Raw genomic sequence first — 13512 nt, 5'->3', positions numbered from 1 at the left:
TCGTTCAGACTAGAACTTGTCGCGCTATCATTTAGGTCGAGATAGCTCAGCAATATGACGGTCTTTGAGATTGGCGTAATTGCTGGCGCTATAACTAAAATAGTTGAGTTCGCCCTCGCTAAGTTCGCGCACCGCTTTGGCGGGGCTGCCCACATATAGCCAGCCGCTGGCTAAGCGTTTACCCGGTGGCACTAAAGAATTGGCGCCCAGTACCACATTGTCTTCAATTACCGCGCCATCCATCACGATACTGCCCATGCCGATCAATACCCGGTTGCCAATCGTACACCCGTGCAAGGTAACGCTGTGGGCGACAGTCACCTCGTCGCCAATCGTCAGCGGGTAACCCTCGGGGTTATAGGGGCCAGCGTGGGTAATATGCAAAATACTGTTGTCTTGAATGCTACTGCGGGCGCCAATGCGGATGCGGTGCATGTCGCCGCGCACTGTGGTATTGGGCCAAATTGAGCTGTCGGCGCCAATTTCAACATCACCGATCACCACTGCACTGGGGTCGACGAATACCTTATCGCCAAGTTTAGGTGTGTGCTCTTCAAAGCGGCGCAGGTAATTTTCGGCCTTGTAAATCATCAAATGATCTCCATCTATTATTTAAGCTATCACCGCTAATACAAGCGCTAAGCGGCCGGTTGATTTGTTACACTGGTCGTATTCACTACCATTATTACAGGGTTTCAGTTGTTATGACTGCCAATAGTTTACCGTTGTTCTCCAGTCTCGACCCCCAGCAATTAGCCGCCGACTGCGAGCAGCTATTAAATACCTCGCGCCAAGCGGTGGCAGCGGTGGTTGCTTGCGAGGCAGCGCCTAACTGGCAGAACTTAATGGCGCCGCTAGAAGAGGTAGACGACAAAATTGGCCGTTTCTGGGCACCTCTCAGTCACTGCCACAGCGTACTCAGTGGCGATGCCTGGCGTAGTGCTTACAGTGCCTGCCTGCCGTTACTTACCGCGTATAATAGCGAAATGGGTCAGAACAGACCCTTATTTGAACGGGTTAAAGCCTTGGCAGAAAGCGCTGAGTTTGCCAGCTTGAGCGGCCCCCGTCAGCAGGCTATTCGCCATATGCTCCGCGACTTTACGCTGTCGGGAGTAGCGCTAGAGGGCGATGCCGCTGCGCGCTTTTCGGCCATAGCCCAGCGGCTCAGCGAACTGTCGACGGCGTTTTCAAACAACGTGCTCGATGCCACCGACGGCTGGGAAAAACTCATTGAATCCGCCGACGACTTAGCTGGGGTGCCGACCACGGTGTTGGATAATCTGCGCGAAGCGGCTACCGCAAAAGGTGTTAGCGGTTACCGCCTGAGCCTAGACATCCCTAGCTACTTGCCCATTATGCAATACGCCGACAATCGCGAGCTGCGGGCAGAGTTATACCAAGCTTATGTTACTCGCGCCTCGGCACTTGGCCCCCACGCGGGTAAGTGGGACAACGGCCCGTTGATGCTAGAGATTCTGCAGTTGCGTCAAGAGCAGGCAAAACTGCTGGGCTTTGAAAATTACGCGGCTTATTCGCTGGCCAGTAAAATGGCGGAGTCCAATAGCCAGGTAATCGCATTTTTAGAGGAGCTGGCGGTTGCCAGCAAACGAATGGCCGAGCGTGAATACGCAGAGTTAAAAGCCTTTGCTGCGAGCCGTGGCGTTGAAGATATGCAAGCCTGGGATGTGCCGTATTTTAGTGAAAAATTAAAAGAAGTCTCGTTTGCGATCTCCCAAGAAGAGTTGCGCCCTTACTTCCCCGCCGAGAAAGTCATTGGCGGTTTATTCAACATCACCGGCCAGCTGTTTGATATCGACATCGCGGCGGTTGACGGCGTAGACCTGTGGCACAAGGACGGTCAGTGCTATCGCATCTCTCGGGGTGGTGAGGTACTGGCGCACTTCTATTTAGATCTCTACGCCCGCAATAATAAGCGCGGCGGCGCTTGGATGGCCAATGCGCGCGGCCGTCGCAGCCTAGACGACGGCACAGTGCAGCAGCCAGTCGCGTTTTTGGTGTGTAATTTTTCACCGCCAACCAGCGAGCGTCCTTCACTACTGACCCACAATGAAGTGACCACCCTCTTTCACGAGTTTGGTCATGGTCTGCATCACATGCTGACTCAAATTGATTGTTTAAGTGTGTCGGGTATTAGTGGCGTGGCTTGGGACGCGGTAGAGCTGCCTAGCCAGTTCCTAGAGAACTGGTGCTGGGAGAAATCGGTCATTCCCGATATCTCCGCTCATTACCAGAGTGGCGAGGCGCTCCCTGTCGACATGCTCGATAAGCTGCTCGCGGCTAAAAACTTCCAGTCAGGCATGCAGATGCTTAGGCAGATTGAATTTTCGCTCTTTGATTTTAGCCTGCACATGCAGTCTGAAATCCACGCCGAGGCGGAAGTGGATACCGTGCTCAATGGTATTCGCAGGCAGGTGGCCGTGAGTCAGCCACCGGAGTTCAACCGTTTCCAAAATAGTTTTTCCCACATTTTTGCGGGCGGCTACGCAGCGGGTTACTACAGCTATAAATGGGCAGAAGTATTGTCTGCCGACGCGTTCTCGCTGTTCGAAGAACAAGGCGTAATGAACCGGGAGGTCGGCGAAAAATTCCGTCGTGAAATACTTGAGCGCGGCGGCTCCGAAGAGGCCGCAGTATTGTTTAAAAATTTCCGGGGCCGGGCGCCAGCCAATGACGCACTCTTGCGTCACGCCGGTATTACCGCCGGTAAAGGAGCGTAATTTCATGGCTACTGTATTTAATCAGCGTCGCTTTATTGCCGGTGCAGTCTGCCCCAAATGCGCAGAAATGGATAAGACCGTGATGTACCGCATATCCGATCTCGAACAAATTCGTGAGTGCGTTCGCTGCGGATTCAAAGAATCGATTCGTGACGACACCGGTAAAATAGAGGAGCCGACAACCCGTGTGAATAGCCCGCGCCTCGGTGAGCAGGCGCTGGCCCACGAGGATGAAATTCACGTGGTTTCATTAATTGACCCCCGCGACGGTAAAGGCCGCAAAGACCATTAAAAGAAAGTTATTGCGCGGTGAGTAGGGGATAAACGGTAAAAGTTACACCTTGGGGAACGCATTTCCCTGCAACGAGCCTATACTTGCAGTAATGAATTTATGGAGGAATAGAAATGCTGGAGTTGTTACCCCTTCCCTTCGCCCATGTTGTGGGCGTCAGGGTATCCGGCAAGGTCAATCACACCGATATTGAAACCATCTTAGCCGAGGTCGAGCGCAAGCTCGTCAGCGAAGAATATTTGGGTGTGCTCATCGAACTTGAACATTTCGACGGCTTTACGATACGAGGCCTGTTTAAAGAATTTAAATTCTTAAGCAAGTATATAGATCGTCTTACCCGCACCGCTATTGTTGGCGAACCGCGCTGGTTTAATCGCGGTACCGAGCTAGTAAAGCGGGTATATCCAAATATCGAGATTGAACACTTCATTCCGCTGCAAAAAGACGAAGCCCTGCTTTGGGTGAGCGAGCGCGACGCGGGTACGTTCGGCTAAGCGCGCAGTCTGTATTTAAATACCGCAAAGATCGCAGCGCTGGGCCTATAAGAATGCTCACTTATTGCAGGCCGCGCTGCTCGCGCGCATCGCTAATGCCGCCTGCATTGCTAATATTGTTATAGCCCGCTTGCTCTAGCGCAGACATTGCTTTTCCTGCTCGCCCACCGCTAAGGCAATACAATTTAATTTCCGTGCTTTTATCGGGAAAGCGTTTACTCACCTCCTGAACAATCTCGGTGTGCGAAATGCGTACGTCGCCATCAATACTGTCTAAGCGATGCTCAAATTCGCTACGCACATCAATCCAGGTTGGGTCGGCGTAAGTCATCACGCTGGACAAAATTGTGATTAGAAAGAGGAAGGTTTTAATCAATGTTTTCCAGCCCATGGTTATCCTCTTAAAGAAATTTTATTCATACATTAAAGTGAAGGGTAAAACGTAAACGTGCAAATGTTTTACTCAGAAAACCTCATGCTCTAATTCTCCTTGATTTGACATAAATATCTGAGCCTCTTTTGTCCCTAACAGCCGGGCGCTGACGGATAAGCAAGCATATCTTAAAAAGAGTAATTGGGGAGCAAGGTCAAGGTAGGAAATGATTTTCCCGCGGACTAAGCCCCACCGCCATAGAGGTGCTGGGGCGCCGTTAAATCTGCGAATCAATATGGAGCGCTAAGTATTATTTACTCAATAACACTAAAGCTCAGACCTGAATAGGCTTTTAGGCGTTCTATTAGCGTGTTACCAAAGCAGCTGGCGGGGGTTAGCAGGCCGCCACCGACTTCATTTTTATCAATATCGCGGGCGAGGCAGATACTGGCTTGACCAAGCATTTTGGCGGTCGAGCCATAGCCTGGATCGCGGTCGCCGGTAACTTTGCATACGAGGGTTTTACCCTTGGCGGTGCTGCCGTAAAAGCGCAGATCGTAGTGGCCATTTTGTTGGTCTTCTGGGCTGGGGCCTTCACCTGGCGAGGGCAGTAAGCGTTCTAAGACCCAGCGCCCGGGTTTGAGGCTGGCGGTGACCATAAAGCCAGCGAGACCGCCACCGATGGCCGCGGCCCGAAGTCGGCCCCCTAAGCCTTCACCGACCTGCATCGCTTCGTCATACAAGAAGGGTTTGGCGTAGGCCTGCTTTAGTAAGAAGTTAGAGCGTTGAACAACGCGGGTATTTATTGCGGCCATAATAAACGGAATGGTCCAGCTGTTTGATAACGAATCAAACTGGGCGAGGTTTGGATTGATTTGGCGGGCTTTGTCGGTTTCACCGGGGCACAGCGAATAGGGATCGGCCATTTCTTTGCGCAGTGCCGGGTTGCCAGCGGCTTCTTTCATCACATTGATAAGGCTGGCAAAGGTGCCGCCAGACAAGCCGCCTTTGGCTGCTTTAACTCGCATTTGAATTTTATTGCAGTTTTCGGTGAATAATTCTTGGCTCTGTTGCTGGGTATAGAACACGCCAAGATCAGAGGGAATAGAGTCGAAACCGCAGCAGTTGATGATGCGTGCGCCAGAGGCTTTGGCGACGCTGTCGTAGCGCTCTACCATTTGACGAATCCACTGTACTTCGCCGGTGAGGTCGCAGTAGTCGGTGCCGGTTTCGGCGCAGACTTTAACAAGGGTTTCGCCGTATAAGGCGTAAGGGCCTACCGTTGTGGTAACTACGCGGGTTTGGCTGCACAGCGCGCGCAAGGCGGATTCGTCGCTCGCGTCAGCAATAATGATATCGAGGTCGGTTTTGCCGATTTTGGCTTTGACGGCTTCTAGCTTGCCGGCGGAGCGCCCAGCAATGGCCCAGCGGAGTGCGGGCTCCTCTTTACAGCCGGCGAGGTAGTTGCACAGTATTTCGCCAACAAAGCTACTGGCGCCAAAAACCACGATATCGTATTTATATTCAGCCATGTTCTTTTCCCAAGGGTGTTATTTGAAGGCGTATTGCGAGCCTTGAGCTTAACACCATTTGTTCACTGTCAACATTGCTTATTGGAATGGTCGCTATAGGTGGTGGTAATACTAATTGTAGTGTGGGGTATTGGTTTTGCACTGGGCGCGGTCGTGGTCGTCGAGCACTTTTTCGCACTCTTGCAGGCGCCACTCGCGAGATTGATCGTAGTTTGAGGTGCCGCAGGCGCTGAGTGCCATAAATAACGTGAGCGCCAGTAGAGGGAAAAACAATCGCATAAATTGACTCGTTAATTGGGGCTGGTGATGCATGGGTCTTCGACCTTTCGGCTTGAGCGAATACTCACCAGTACAGAATAATTTAATGGCTAAGCATACTGCCTAACATGGCCAAAGCAAAACCAACGACGGCCGCCAGCGGTGGTCCGCGATGTTTGCGCAAGGGCACCTGCGGGGCAATGTCTTGGAAAATCAGGTACAAAATACCGCCGCTAGCAATGAGCAGAATCGCGCCGAGTACTTGGGGCAGCTCGCCGAGAAAATAATAGCCACTTAGGCCGAAAATAGGGCCCAGCGGCACGAGGGCGAGCATGACCAGCAGTACTTTTTTGGCGGGGTATTTGGCGTCGCACAGTTCTTGGTAGGCGTTAAAGCCCTCGGGCAAGTTTTGTAAACCAATCAGCACGGCGAGTAATAAGGTGCTGTCTGCTCCTGCGGCGGCGAGGCCGCCGAGGGCGAGAGATTCCGGAATGAAATCGAGTAACATGCCGGTAAATTGCGGTGCGTTGTGACGGTGGATGTCCAAGTAGCGCTCTAAGCTGTAGAACAGCAGGCCCCCGCCCAGTAGCAAAAGCGTTGCCCAAGGTGCATAACCTAGGTGGTATAGGGCTTCTGGCACCAGTACCATGGCAACGGCGCCGAGAAGAATACCGGCACCGAGGGCAATGACGGCGTGGCGGAATTCACGCGCTAGCCACTGTCGATGAAAGTGCGTGTGGCGGGCGATATAGCCCCCCAGTGGAATACAGGCGCCAGCGCCGGCGGTGAACACTATAATTTCGCTGACGCCCTGCATTAGCTATCCAGAATTTGGCATGGTGGGCTTACGTTTAGAAAAGCGCGAGGCGTCGGGTTGAGGCTCTGCATAGCGTCCTCTCCTGAGTGGGTATGGTACGTATTGGCACCCACGGTCGCGTTGACTTGTATGTGGCTGAGCTCCACCGAGATGAGCGTAGCGCTAGCGTTTACTGCTTGTCATTGGGAATATCGCAGCTGGCGCGATTGGCCCACAGCGAGGCCAAAATGGCACTGCGCGTTATGAGTCCAACCAGCTTGCCGTCTTCGGTGACAGGGTAAGATTTGGGCTTAAGTTTGCCCATTTTTTGAGCAAGATCAATAATAGACGATTCGGCATCAACCGCTAAAACCTCGCGGCTCATTACGTCGTCAACAATCGGTGCGCCTTCGCAGTGATAGCTACTGACTAATACTGAGTGAATGCAGTCTTGTTCTGAGACGAAACCTACCAGCTCGCGTTGATCATTTACGACAGGCAAACCGAACACGCCAAACTTCAGCAGTGTTTCCACCACTTCGCCAAGGTCGGTGCCCTGTTTCACAGCTGGCGACGGCGATTTCATCACGTCTTTAACGAGCATTGAGCTAGTCATGATTCACTCCTATTTTATGATAAGGCTGACTTGGTGAGCGCAATGCAGCCACTGCGCCCAACGCAATAGTTTAGCTTACGCTTATATTTGACAATGGCGCAGTGTTTATCGCGTTCTCCTTGTTACTATTACGACAGAGTTTCGCCCTATAAAGTTTAGCCGCTGCGCGCAGTTTTGTATTGTAGCGAGTTTAACCGCTGGTCAGCACGCCGTCGCGGTAATCGCGCATGGCCTGTTCTATTTCCTCATTGCTGTTCATTACAAAGGGGCCGTATTGCACAATGGTTTCGCCTATCGGGCGGGCGGCCAAGAGCAATAGCCGGGTATCGCCGTTGGCGCTAATGCTTAATTCCTCGCCCAGGCTCAATAGTGCACTGCTGGTGCTGGCCACAGGTTTTTCGGCGATGACAGCTTCACCTTCATACACATAAATAAAGGCATTGTGCGCGGGCGGCAAGACAATGTGACTGCGCTGCCCTGATTTAAGCCGAAGGTCGATGTAGATCGGATCGGTACTTAGACTTTGGCCATCTAGGCCATTGATATACCCGCGCACGATTTGCCCGTCGAGCTGACACTGACCAGCAATCAAAATTGCCTCGCCGCCGTTGGCGAGTTGATGGCGGGGAATTTTGCTCGCGGGAATATCCTCGTAGTGAGCGGGCCGCATTTTTTCTGCCGCAGGGAGGTTGATCCACAATTGAAAACCCCGCATCCGGCCCGCGTCTTGCTGGGGCATTTCGGAATGAATCACCCCTCTTCCGGCAGTCATCCACTGCACACCGCCGTCTTTAAGGTGGCCCTTATTACCGAGGTGGTCTTCGTGGAGCATGTGGCCGTCGAGCATATAGGTCACGGTTTCAAAACCGCGATGGGGATGCGACGGAAAACCTGCAAGATAGTCGGCAGGCTCGTCAGAAAAGAACTCGTCCAACATGAGAAACGGATCATGACGGGCACTGTTCGACTGGCCAAGACTGCGCTTGAGCTTAACGCCCGCGCCGTCTGAGGTGGCTTGGGCCGGTATGATTCGAGATACGCTGCGGGTAGTCATCATGTTGCTCCTGAGAGGCTTGCTGTGCGGCATTCTTAAACACGGGTATTACTTTGTTGCTTATAAAATATTGGGGTCAGGCCGCCTTTTGGCGGATGAGTTCCTGAGCGTCCGCCAGAGCCTTTTCGGCAACATCACCACCCATATTTAGGCCTTCGGCATAGACGAATTCAATATCTTTAATGCCCATTAAACCGAGAATATGGCGCAGGTAGGCGGTTTGGGTATCCATGGCCGTACCTTCGTATTTACCGCCACGCGCGGCAAAAATATACACTTTTTTGTCTTGTAGCAGACCTTCTGGGCCATTCGCGGTGTAGCGAAAGGTTTCACCGGCGCGGGCAACGTGGTCGATGTAGGCCTTAAAGGTAGACGGCACGCCTAGATTATAAAGCGGCATGCCGAGCACGATTATATCGGCGTCGCGCAATTCATTTATTAACGCGTCGGACTCGGCAACCACCGCGCGTTGGGCGGCGTCGCGCTCGGCTGCGGGCGTGGTGAATGCGGTAAAGCGCTGGCCGTCAAGATGCGGCAGTGGCTTGGCGTGTAGGTCGCGGCGAATTAATGCGCTGGCTTCGCTATTAGCTTGTAATCTGTCTACAAAGTCATTGGCCATTTTGCTGGACTGACCCTGCTCGCCGAATAAACTGCTATTAATCTGAAGGATAGTTTTCATAAAGGGGTAACTCCTGTTGATCGTGGACAATTACTTTCTGTTGGGCTCATTAAACTATTGATAAAGTTGTTTAAAAAGCGCAATTTATTGGTATAAACAATCAAGATTATTGATATATGAGCGGACCTAGAACCAGTCTTGAGCAATGGCACTGCTTTTTAGCCGTGGTGGACGAAGGCAGTTATGCCCGCGCTGCTGAGGTATTGCATAAAAGTCAGTCGGCGGTGACCTATACCATTCAAAAAATGGAAGAGCAGCTGGGGGTGCGGGTATTTGAAATTCGCGGTCGCAAAGCCGAGCTCACTGAGGCGGGACAAATGCTCTACCGTCGAGGCCGGTCACTGATTGACGAGGCTCTGCGCCTTGAAAAGTCTGCCAAGTCGGTGGCTGCGGGCTGGGAGCCTCAGCTGCGCATTGTTTGCGACACATTGTTTCCTTCCACGGTTATGTTGGATTGCCTTGCTGATCTCAGCGCGCACTGCCCAGATACCCGCATAGAGTGTATTGAATCGGTACTTAGTGGTGCTGAAGAGGCCTTGCTCGAGCGGCGCTGCGATGTGGCGATAACCGGCATTGTGCCGCCGGGGTTTTTGGGCGACCACCTATTGCGGGTGAAGTTTTTGGCGGTGGCCCAGCGTGACCACCCGCTGCACAAGTTGGGCCGCGACTTGGACTACCGCGATTTGCGACCTTTTCGTCAGATCGTGGTGCGGGACTCCGGTGTGCGTCGGCAGCGAGATTCAGGTTGGTTAGATGCCGTGCAAAGACTAACGGTGAGCCGTATGGAGACCTCGATTAGTGCCGTGGCCAGAGGCGTCGGTTTTGCCTGGCTGCCGGCAGTGGCGATGCGCGAGGAATTGGCGAGCGGTTTAATTAAGCCGCTGCCGATGATCGAGGGTGGCGAGCGCTATGCTGATTTGTTTTTAATATTGCCTAATCGTGATTTGGCTGGCGCGACAGCCCTTCGCTGTGAAGCCTTTATAAAAGCGGCCGTCGCAAATTTAGTGTGTTAATACCGAAAACTAATACCTAACAAGTGTGACCTTATCCTTCTGGGTCGGTCTTAACGATGTGATTATATGGGTGGAGAGAACAGTCATGAGTCGTCAGCAACAGTTTGCATTAATGGGCCGGTATAACCGCGATATGAACCAGCGCCTGTTTGCCGCTGCGAGCAAGCTTGAAGATAGCCAGCTGCGCAGTAATATGGGTGCGTTTTTTCAGTCGATATTGGGCACCCTCAACCATCTCTATGTGGCCGATGTGATGTGGTTGAAACGGTTTGCGGTGGGGCCATTTACAGGGGCGGCGAGTTTAGATAGCGTGGCTGCAATAGCGAAGCCCACGGCAATAAATCAAATGATCTACTCAGATTTGGATACTTTCCTGCCCGCCCGCAAAAGTCTAGATATAACGGTTTGCAACTGGACCGAGGCCTTGCAGGAGGTAGATTTAGATCGCCCGTTCACCTATAAAAACAGCAAAGACGCTGATTTTTGCAAACCCTTTGGCTTGGTTCTACAGCACTTCTTTAACCATCAAACCCACCATCGCGGCCAGTTGACCACCCTGCTGAGTCAGCAAGGCGTGGATGTGGGGGTTACTGATTTGCTGCTGTGGATCGATGAGCTGGCGCCTGAGCCCTTGCCCTAGCTTATCGAATTTAAGATAGCGGTTTTAATATTGAGGATTTAAATACGAGGCAGAGGCTTAGGCTCCGAGCAAGGTTAAATGCACAAAAACTCAGCCACAGCCCGTGATTACCTAACTCCTTCGTTAATAACCACACCGGCAAATAAATTAGCACGACACTGGCTAACATAGACCATTGCATGGCTTGGGTTTTTAGGGCACCAATAAATACCCCATCTAATAAGTAGCTGGGCGCACACAATATGGGGAGCAAGATCAGCCAGTTGTAATGGGCGCTGGCCACGAGGCGAACCGCATCAATATCCGTCATTAAGCCCAGTACCTGGCCCTCCCCTAACCACAACAACACGCTCGCGACGACGGCGGTAGCGACGCAGTAGCGCGCGCAGCATAAGCAGATTCGCGTTAATTCATCGCGCTTACCTTGGGCGAATGCGTCGCCTATAAGGGCTTCGGCGGCGTGAGCGAAGCCGTCCATGCCATAGGCGCTAACCAGCATTAGTTGCAGCAATATGGCGTTCGCGGCGAGTGTTGCCTCGCCAAAAGTAGCCCCTTGCGCGGTAAAAAACGAAAAGCTAAATAGCAGCGCTGCGGTGCGAACAAAAAGATGGATGTTGCTATTGAGTAGCTGTTTAAGTGCGGGTCCGTATTGCCAGCTATAGCGCAGACCCTGGTGCAGGCTGGCGATTATGGCGTCCCGCACGGCCCAAAGGCCGATGATTAGCCCGCAGTATTCGGCGATGGCGCTGGCGAGGGCCGCGCCGTCGCTACTCATGTCCAAGCCAATAATAAACAGCCAATCTAAGCCAATGTTCACGCCATTGGTTGTGACCGCAATAATGAGCGGCCAGCGAGTTTGTTGGCGGCCAATGAGCCAGCCAACTATGACATAGGTGCATAGTACTGCTGGGGCGCTAAATAGGCGGATGTGTAAATAACTGCGGGCTAAATCTAGCAGTGAATCGGGCGTGTTCATTAACTGAAGCCCAATATTACTGAGGGCTAGCCCGACAATCCAAATAAGAAATGCGATAACCAGGCTTAGTGCGGCGGCTTTGAGCAGTAGCGCATTGGCGTCTTTGGGTTTGTTCAGGAGCTGGGCACTGGCGCCCGTGGTGCCCATGCGTAAAAATCCAAAGCCCCAGTACAGAAAGGCTAGCAAGCTAGTGCTAATGGCGACGGCGCTTAAATAGCGGCTGTCGCTGAGGTGGCCGAGAATAGCGGTGTCGACGAGACCTAACAATGGCACTGACAGATTGGCCAAAATCATGGGCCAAGCCAGTGCCCACACCCGTGTGGCGATACCCGCTTGGTGTTCAGCTGAGGTGGTATGTGGCATTGGGCTTCTTTAGCGGCGGCGCGACGTGGGGCTCGGCGCTTGATTGTAGCCTGCGTCGGGGTACTCAATCTAATCTACATTGCTTCTGGTGCCAATGTTGCTGAAATTTGCACTAAAATAGCGCCCGCGCGCCACTAGATTGCAATTGGCGCTAATAAGATTTTTGTCTATATCTAGTGGTTTTTAGCGGCTTAGGGTACTTTAGTTAGTAATATACCGAAAAAATACTGCTTACTAGGACTCCGACTATCAGGCTTTACTGGTTAACGCAGTAGCGCTGGTGTATTCATCGGGTTTATAATTGCGGCGTTTTGTCGCACCCAAAGCGGTCTAGGCGGGTTTGCGCTGCACAATTTAATAGATAAATGCCAAAATTCGACCTTTATTGGTCGGGCAGTGGTATTTATCTATGCCTGTTTCAGAGTCCAATTTAACGATTGCGTTCCAGAGCGGGATATATTTTGTGTGCTGCGTCTGCAGATTTAGCGGCGGGGTCTTTATTCAACTATACATGGAGACACGGGAGATGTATTTACAAGCGAGACGGCTTTTAAAGCTGGCGCTTAGTCCTGTGCTAATGCTGCTAAGCCTTTTTAGTACCGGCGCATGGGCCGAAGAGGGCGCGCGTTGGCAAACTAATATGACCCCTGGTATCACCGAGGTTGGTCATCAAATTTACGATTTGCACATGTGGGTTTTCTACGTCTGCGTCGTGACGGGTATTCTGGTCTTTGGCGTGATGTTTTATTCGGTATTTGCTTACCGCAAAGACCGTCACCCCGAGCCAGCGACCTTCCACGAAAACACCAAAGTGGAAATCGTTTGGACTATCGTACCGTTTTTGATCCTGTTGGTTATGGTGGTTCCTGCTACTAAGACCTTGATTGAGATCTACGACACTGATGATTCTGAGCTCGATATTCTGATCACTGGCTATCAGTGGAAGTGGAAATACGAATACATCAACCCCAATGGCGACAATGTCAGCTTTTTCTCAAATCTGACCACTGATGCTGCGGAAATTGCTAACACTGAAGAAAAGGGTTCTAACTATTTGTTAGAAGTCGATGAAGCAGTTGTTATCCCGGTCAACAAAAAAGTACGTTTTTTGGTTACCGCGAACGACGTTCTGCACGCTTGGTGGGTACCTGCTTTGGCTGTTAAGCGCGATGCGATTCCTGGTTTTATCAATGAAGCTTGGACTAAAGCCACTGAAACCGGTGTTTACCGTGGCCAGTGTGCCGAGCTATGCGGCCGTAACCACGGCTTTATGCCGATCGTGGTAAACGTCGTTGAAGAGCCTGAATACAATGCTTGGTTGGCTGAAAAGCAAGCTGCCGCTGCTGAAATCAAAGAGCTGATGGCAAAAGACTTCAGTTTGGATGAGTTAGTTGCGCGCGGTAAGAATGTTTACACCAGCGGTTGCGCAGCGTGTCACGGCGCCAATGGCGAAGGTGGCGTAGGTAAAGCAATTGCAGGTAGCCCAATAGCAACAGGTCCGATGAAAGACCATATGGAAGTTGTTGTTCACGGTGTGCCTGGCACTGCAATGCCGGCGTTTGGTAGTCAGCTTAACGAAGTTGATCTTGCTGCGGTTATCACTTACCAGCGCAACTCGTTTGGCAACAACATGGGCGACATGTTGCAGCCAGTTGATATTTACAAATTCAAGAAAGGTCAGTAGGGGG

The 13512-nt window shown here is 51.9% G+C and carries 15 protein-coding genes; 6 read left to right on the top strand and 9 right to left on the bottom strand.

What is annotated here, in order from left to right; all coding sequences use genetic code 11:
- Window positions 1-27: 27 nt before the first annotated feature.
- Window positions 28-591 carry a gamma carbonic anhydrase family protein gene (locus tag HNQ57_RS10900; RefSeq protein WP_184462897.1) on the bottom strand — a complete coding sequence of 188 codons (564 nt, stop codon included), beginning with the start codon at window positions 589-591 and terminating at the stop codon, window positions 28-30.
- Between the two features lie 113 nt (window positions 592-704).
- Here HNQ57_RS10900 and HNQ57_RS10895 point away from each other — a divergent pair, with 113 nt between their 5' ends.
- The 3 genes from HNQ57_RS10895 (at window position 705) to HNQ57_RS10885 (ending at window position 3524) form a co-directional block, all read left to right on the top strand.
- A complete protein-coding gene (locus HNQ57_RS10895) occupies window positions 705-2738 on the top strand; it encodes a M3 family metallopeptidase (protein WP_184462896.1) in 2034 nt (677 codons plus the stop codon).
- A 4-nt stretch (window positions 2739-2742) separates the two neighbouring features.
- Window positions 2743-3030 (top strand): YheV family putative zinc ribbon protein, encoded by a 288-nt coding sequence (locus tag HNQ57_RS10890; RefSeq protein WP_184462895.1) that lies wholly within the window; start codon window positions 2743-2745, stop codon window positions 3028-3030.
- Between the two features lie 113 nt (window positions 3031-3143).
- A complete protein-coding gene (locus HNQ57_RS10885) occupies window positions 3144-3524 on the top strand; it encodes a SpoIIAA family protein (RefSeq protein ID WP_184462893.1) in 381 nt (126 codons plus the stop codon).
- 61 nt (window positions 3525-3585) lie between these two features.
- Here the strand turns inward: HNQ57_RS10885 and HNQ57_RS10880 are convergent, their stop codons facing one another.
- The 7 genes from HNQ57_RS10880 to HNQ57_RS10850 form a co-directional block, all read right to left on the bottom strand.
- Entirely contained in the window at window positions 3586-3915 is a 330-nt protein-coding gene (locus tag HNQ57_RS10880) for a rhodanese-like domain-containing protein (protein WP_184462891.1), read from the bottom strand.
- Between the two features lie 296 nt (window positions 3916-4211).
- Window positions 4212-5429, bottom strand: a complete 1218-nt coding sequence (locus HNQ57_RS10875; RefSeq protein ID WP_184462889.1) for a saccharopine dehydrogenase family protein — start codon at window positions 5427-5429, stop codon at window positions 4212-4214.
- A gap of 111 nt (window positions 5430-5540) precedes the next feature.
- A complete protein-coding gene (locus HNQ57_RS10870) occupies window positions 5541-5708 on the bottom strand; it encodes a hypothetical protein (RefSeq protein WP_184462887.1) in 168 nt (55 codons plus the stop codon).
- An 82-nt stretch (window positions 5709-5790) separates the two neighbouring features.
- Entirely contained in the window at window positions 5791-6504 is a 714-nt protein-coding gene (locus HNQ57_RS10865) for a ZIP family metal transporter (protein ID WP_184462885.1), read from the bottom strand.
- Window positions 6505-6673: 169 nt separating this feature from the next.
- Window positions 6674-7099 (bottom strand): CBS domain-containing protein, encoded by a 426-nt coding sequence (locus HNQ57_RS10860; RefSeq protein ID WP_008253159.1) that lies wholly within the window; start codon window positions 7097-7099, stop codon window positions 6674-6676.
- 190 nt (window positions 7100-7289) lie between these two features.
- Window positions 7290-8153, bottom strand: coding sequence for a pirin family protein (locus HNQ57_RS10855; RefSeq protein ID WP_184463020.1), 864 nt, complete (start codon window positions 8151-8153; stop codon window positions 7290-7292).
- 76 nt (window positions 8154-8229) lie between these two features.
- Window positions 8230-8832, bottom strand: a complete 603-nt coding sequence (locus HNQ57_RS10850) for an FMN-dependent NADH-azoreductase (RefSeq protein WP_184462883.1) — start codon at window positions 8830-8832, stop codon at window positions 8230-8232.
- Between the two features lie 116 nt (window positions 8833-8948).
- Here HNQ57_RS10850 and HNQ57_RS10845 point away from each other — a divergent pair, with 116 nt between their 5' ends.
- Both HNQ57_RS10845 and HNQ57_RS10840 read left to right on the top strand, forming a co-directional pair.
- Complete coding sequence (locus HNQ57_RS10845) at window positions 8949-9845, top strand: LysR family transcriptional regulator (protein WP_184462881.1); 897 nt, start codon at window positions 8949-8951, stop codon at window positions 9843-9845.
- Window positions 9846-9930: 85 nt separating this feature from the next.
- Window positions 9931-10485, top strand: a complete 555-nt coding sequence (locus HNQ57_RS10840) for a DinB family protein (RefSeq protein ID WP_184462879.1) — start codon at window positions 9931-9933, stop codon at window positions 10483-10485.
- Between the two features lie 10 nt (window positions 10486-10495).
- Here HNQ57_RS10840 and HNQ57_RS10835 read toward each other — a convergent pair whose 3' ends face one another.
- Window positions 10496-11824, bottom strand: a complete 1329-nt coding sequence (locus tag HNQ57_RS10835; protein WP_184462876.1) for an MATE family efflux transporter — start codon at window positions 11822-11824, stop codon at window positions 10496-10498.
- A gap of 526 nt (window positions 11825-12350) precedes the next feature.
- Between HNQ57_RS10835 and coxB the strand changes: the two genes are divergently transcribed.
- Window positions 12351-13508, top strand: a complete 1158-nt coding sequence (gene coxB / locus HNQ57_RS10830) for a cytochrome c oxidase subunit II (protein WP_184462874.1) — start codon at window positions 12351-12353, stop codon at window positions 13506-13508.
- Window positions 13509-13512 lie beyond the last annotated feature (4 nt).

It is taken from the genome of Zhongshania antarctica (assembly GCF_014202945.1).
GTDB classification, from domain to species: domain Bacteria; phylum Pseudomonadota; class Gammaproteobacteria; order Pseudomonadales; family Spongiibacteraceae; genus Spongiibacter; species Spongiibacter antarcticus.
This window is presented reverse-complemented; position numbering and strand designations above follow the sequence as displayed.

What these genes read in the sequence shown, in the direction of transcription:
- HNQ57_RS10900 (WP_184462897.1), bottom strand. Translation starts at nt 591, where the DNA reads ATGATTTACAAGGCCGAAAATTACCTGCGCCGCTTTGAAGAGCACACA.
- HNQ57_RS10895 (WP_184462896.1), top strand. Translation starts at nt 705, where the DNA reads ATGACTGCCAATAGTTTACCGTTGTTCTCCAGTCTCGACCCCCAGCAA.
- HNQ57_RS10890 (WP_184462895.1), top strand. Translation starts at nt 2,743, where the DNA reads ATGGCTACTGTATTTAATCAGCGTCGCTTTATTGCCGGTGCAGTCTGC.
- HNQ57_RS10885 (WP_184462893.1), top strand. Translation starts at nt 3,144, where the DNA reads ATGCTGGAGTTGTTACCCCTTCCCTTCGCCCATGTTGTGGGCGTCAGG.
- HNQ57_RS10880 (WP_184462891.1), bottom strand. Translation starts at nt 3,915, where the DNA reads ATGGGCTGGAAAACATTGATTAAAACCTTCCTCTTTCTAATCACAATT.
- HNQ57_RS10875 (WP_184462889.1), bottom strand. Translation starts at nt 5,429, where the DNA reads ATGGCTGAATATAAATACGATATCGTGGTTTTTGGCGCCAGTAGCTTT.
- HNQ57_RS10870 (WP_184462887.1), bottom strand. Translation starts at nt 5,708, where the DNA reads ATGCGATTGTTTTTCCCTCTACTGGCGCTCACGTTATTTATGGCACTC.
- HNQ57_RS10865 (WP_184462885.1), bottom strand. Translation starts at nt 6,504, where the DNA reads ATGCAGGGCGTCAGCGAAATTATAGTGTTCACCGCCGGCGCTGGCGCC.
- HNQ57_RS10860 (WP_008253159.1), bottom strand. Translation starts at nt 7,099, where the DNA reads ATGACTAGCTCAATGCTCGTTAAAGACGTGATGAAATCGCCGTCGCCA.
- HNQ57_RS10855 (WP_184463020.1), bottom strand. Translation starts at nt 8,153, where the DNA reads ATGACTACCCGCAGCGTATCTCGAATCATACCGGCCCAAGCCACCTCA.
- HNQ57_RS10850 (WP_184462883.1), bottom strand. Translation starts at nt 8,832, where the DNA reads ATGAAAACTATCCTTCAGATTAATAGCAGTTTATTCGGCGAGCAGGGT.
- HNQ57_RS10845 (WP_184462881.1), top strand. Translation starts at nt 8,949, where the DNA reads ATGAGCGGACCTAGAACCAGTCTTGAGCAATGGCACTGCTTTTTAGCC.
- HNQ57_RS10840 (WP_184462879.1), top strand. Translation starts at nt 9,931, where the DNA reads ATGAGTCGTCAGCAACAGTTTGCATTAATGGGCCGGTATAACCGCGAT.
- HNQ57_RS10835 (WP_184462876.1), bottom strand. Translation starts at nt 11,824, where the DNA reads ATGCCACATACCACCTCAGCTGAACACCAAGCGGGTATCGCCACACGG.
- coxB (WP_184462874.1), top strand. Translation starts at nt 12,351, where the DNA reads ATGTATTTACAAGCGAGACGGCTTTTAAAGCTGGCGCTTAGTCCTGTG.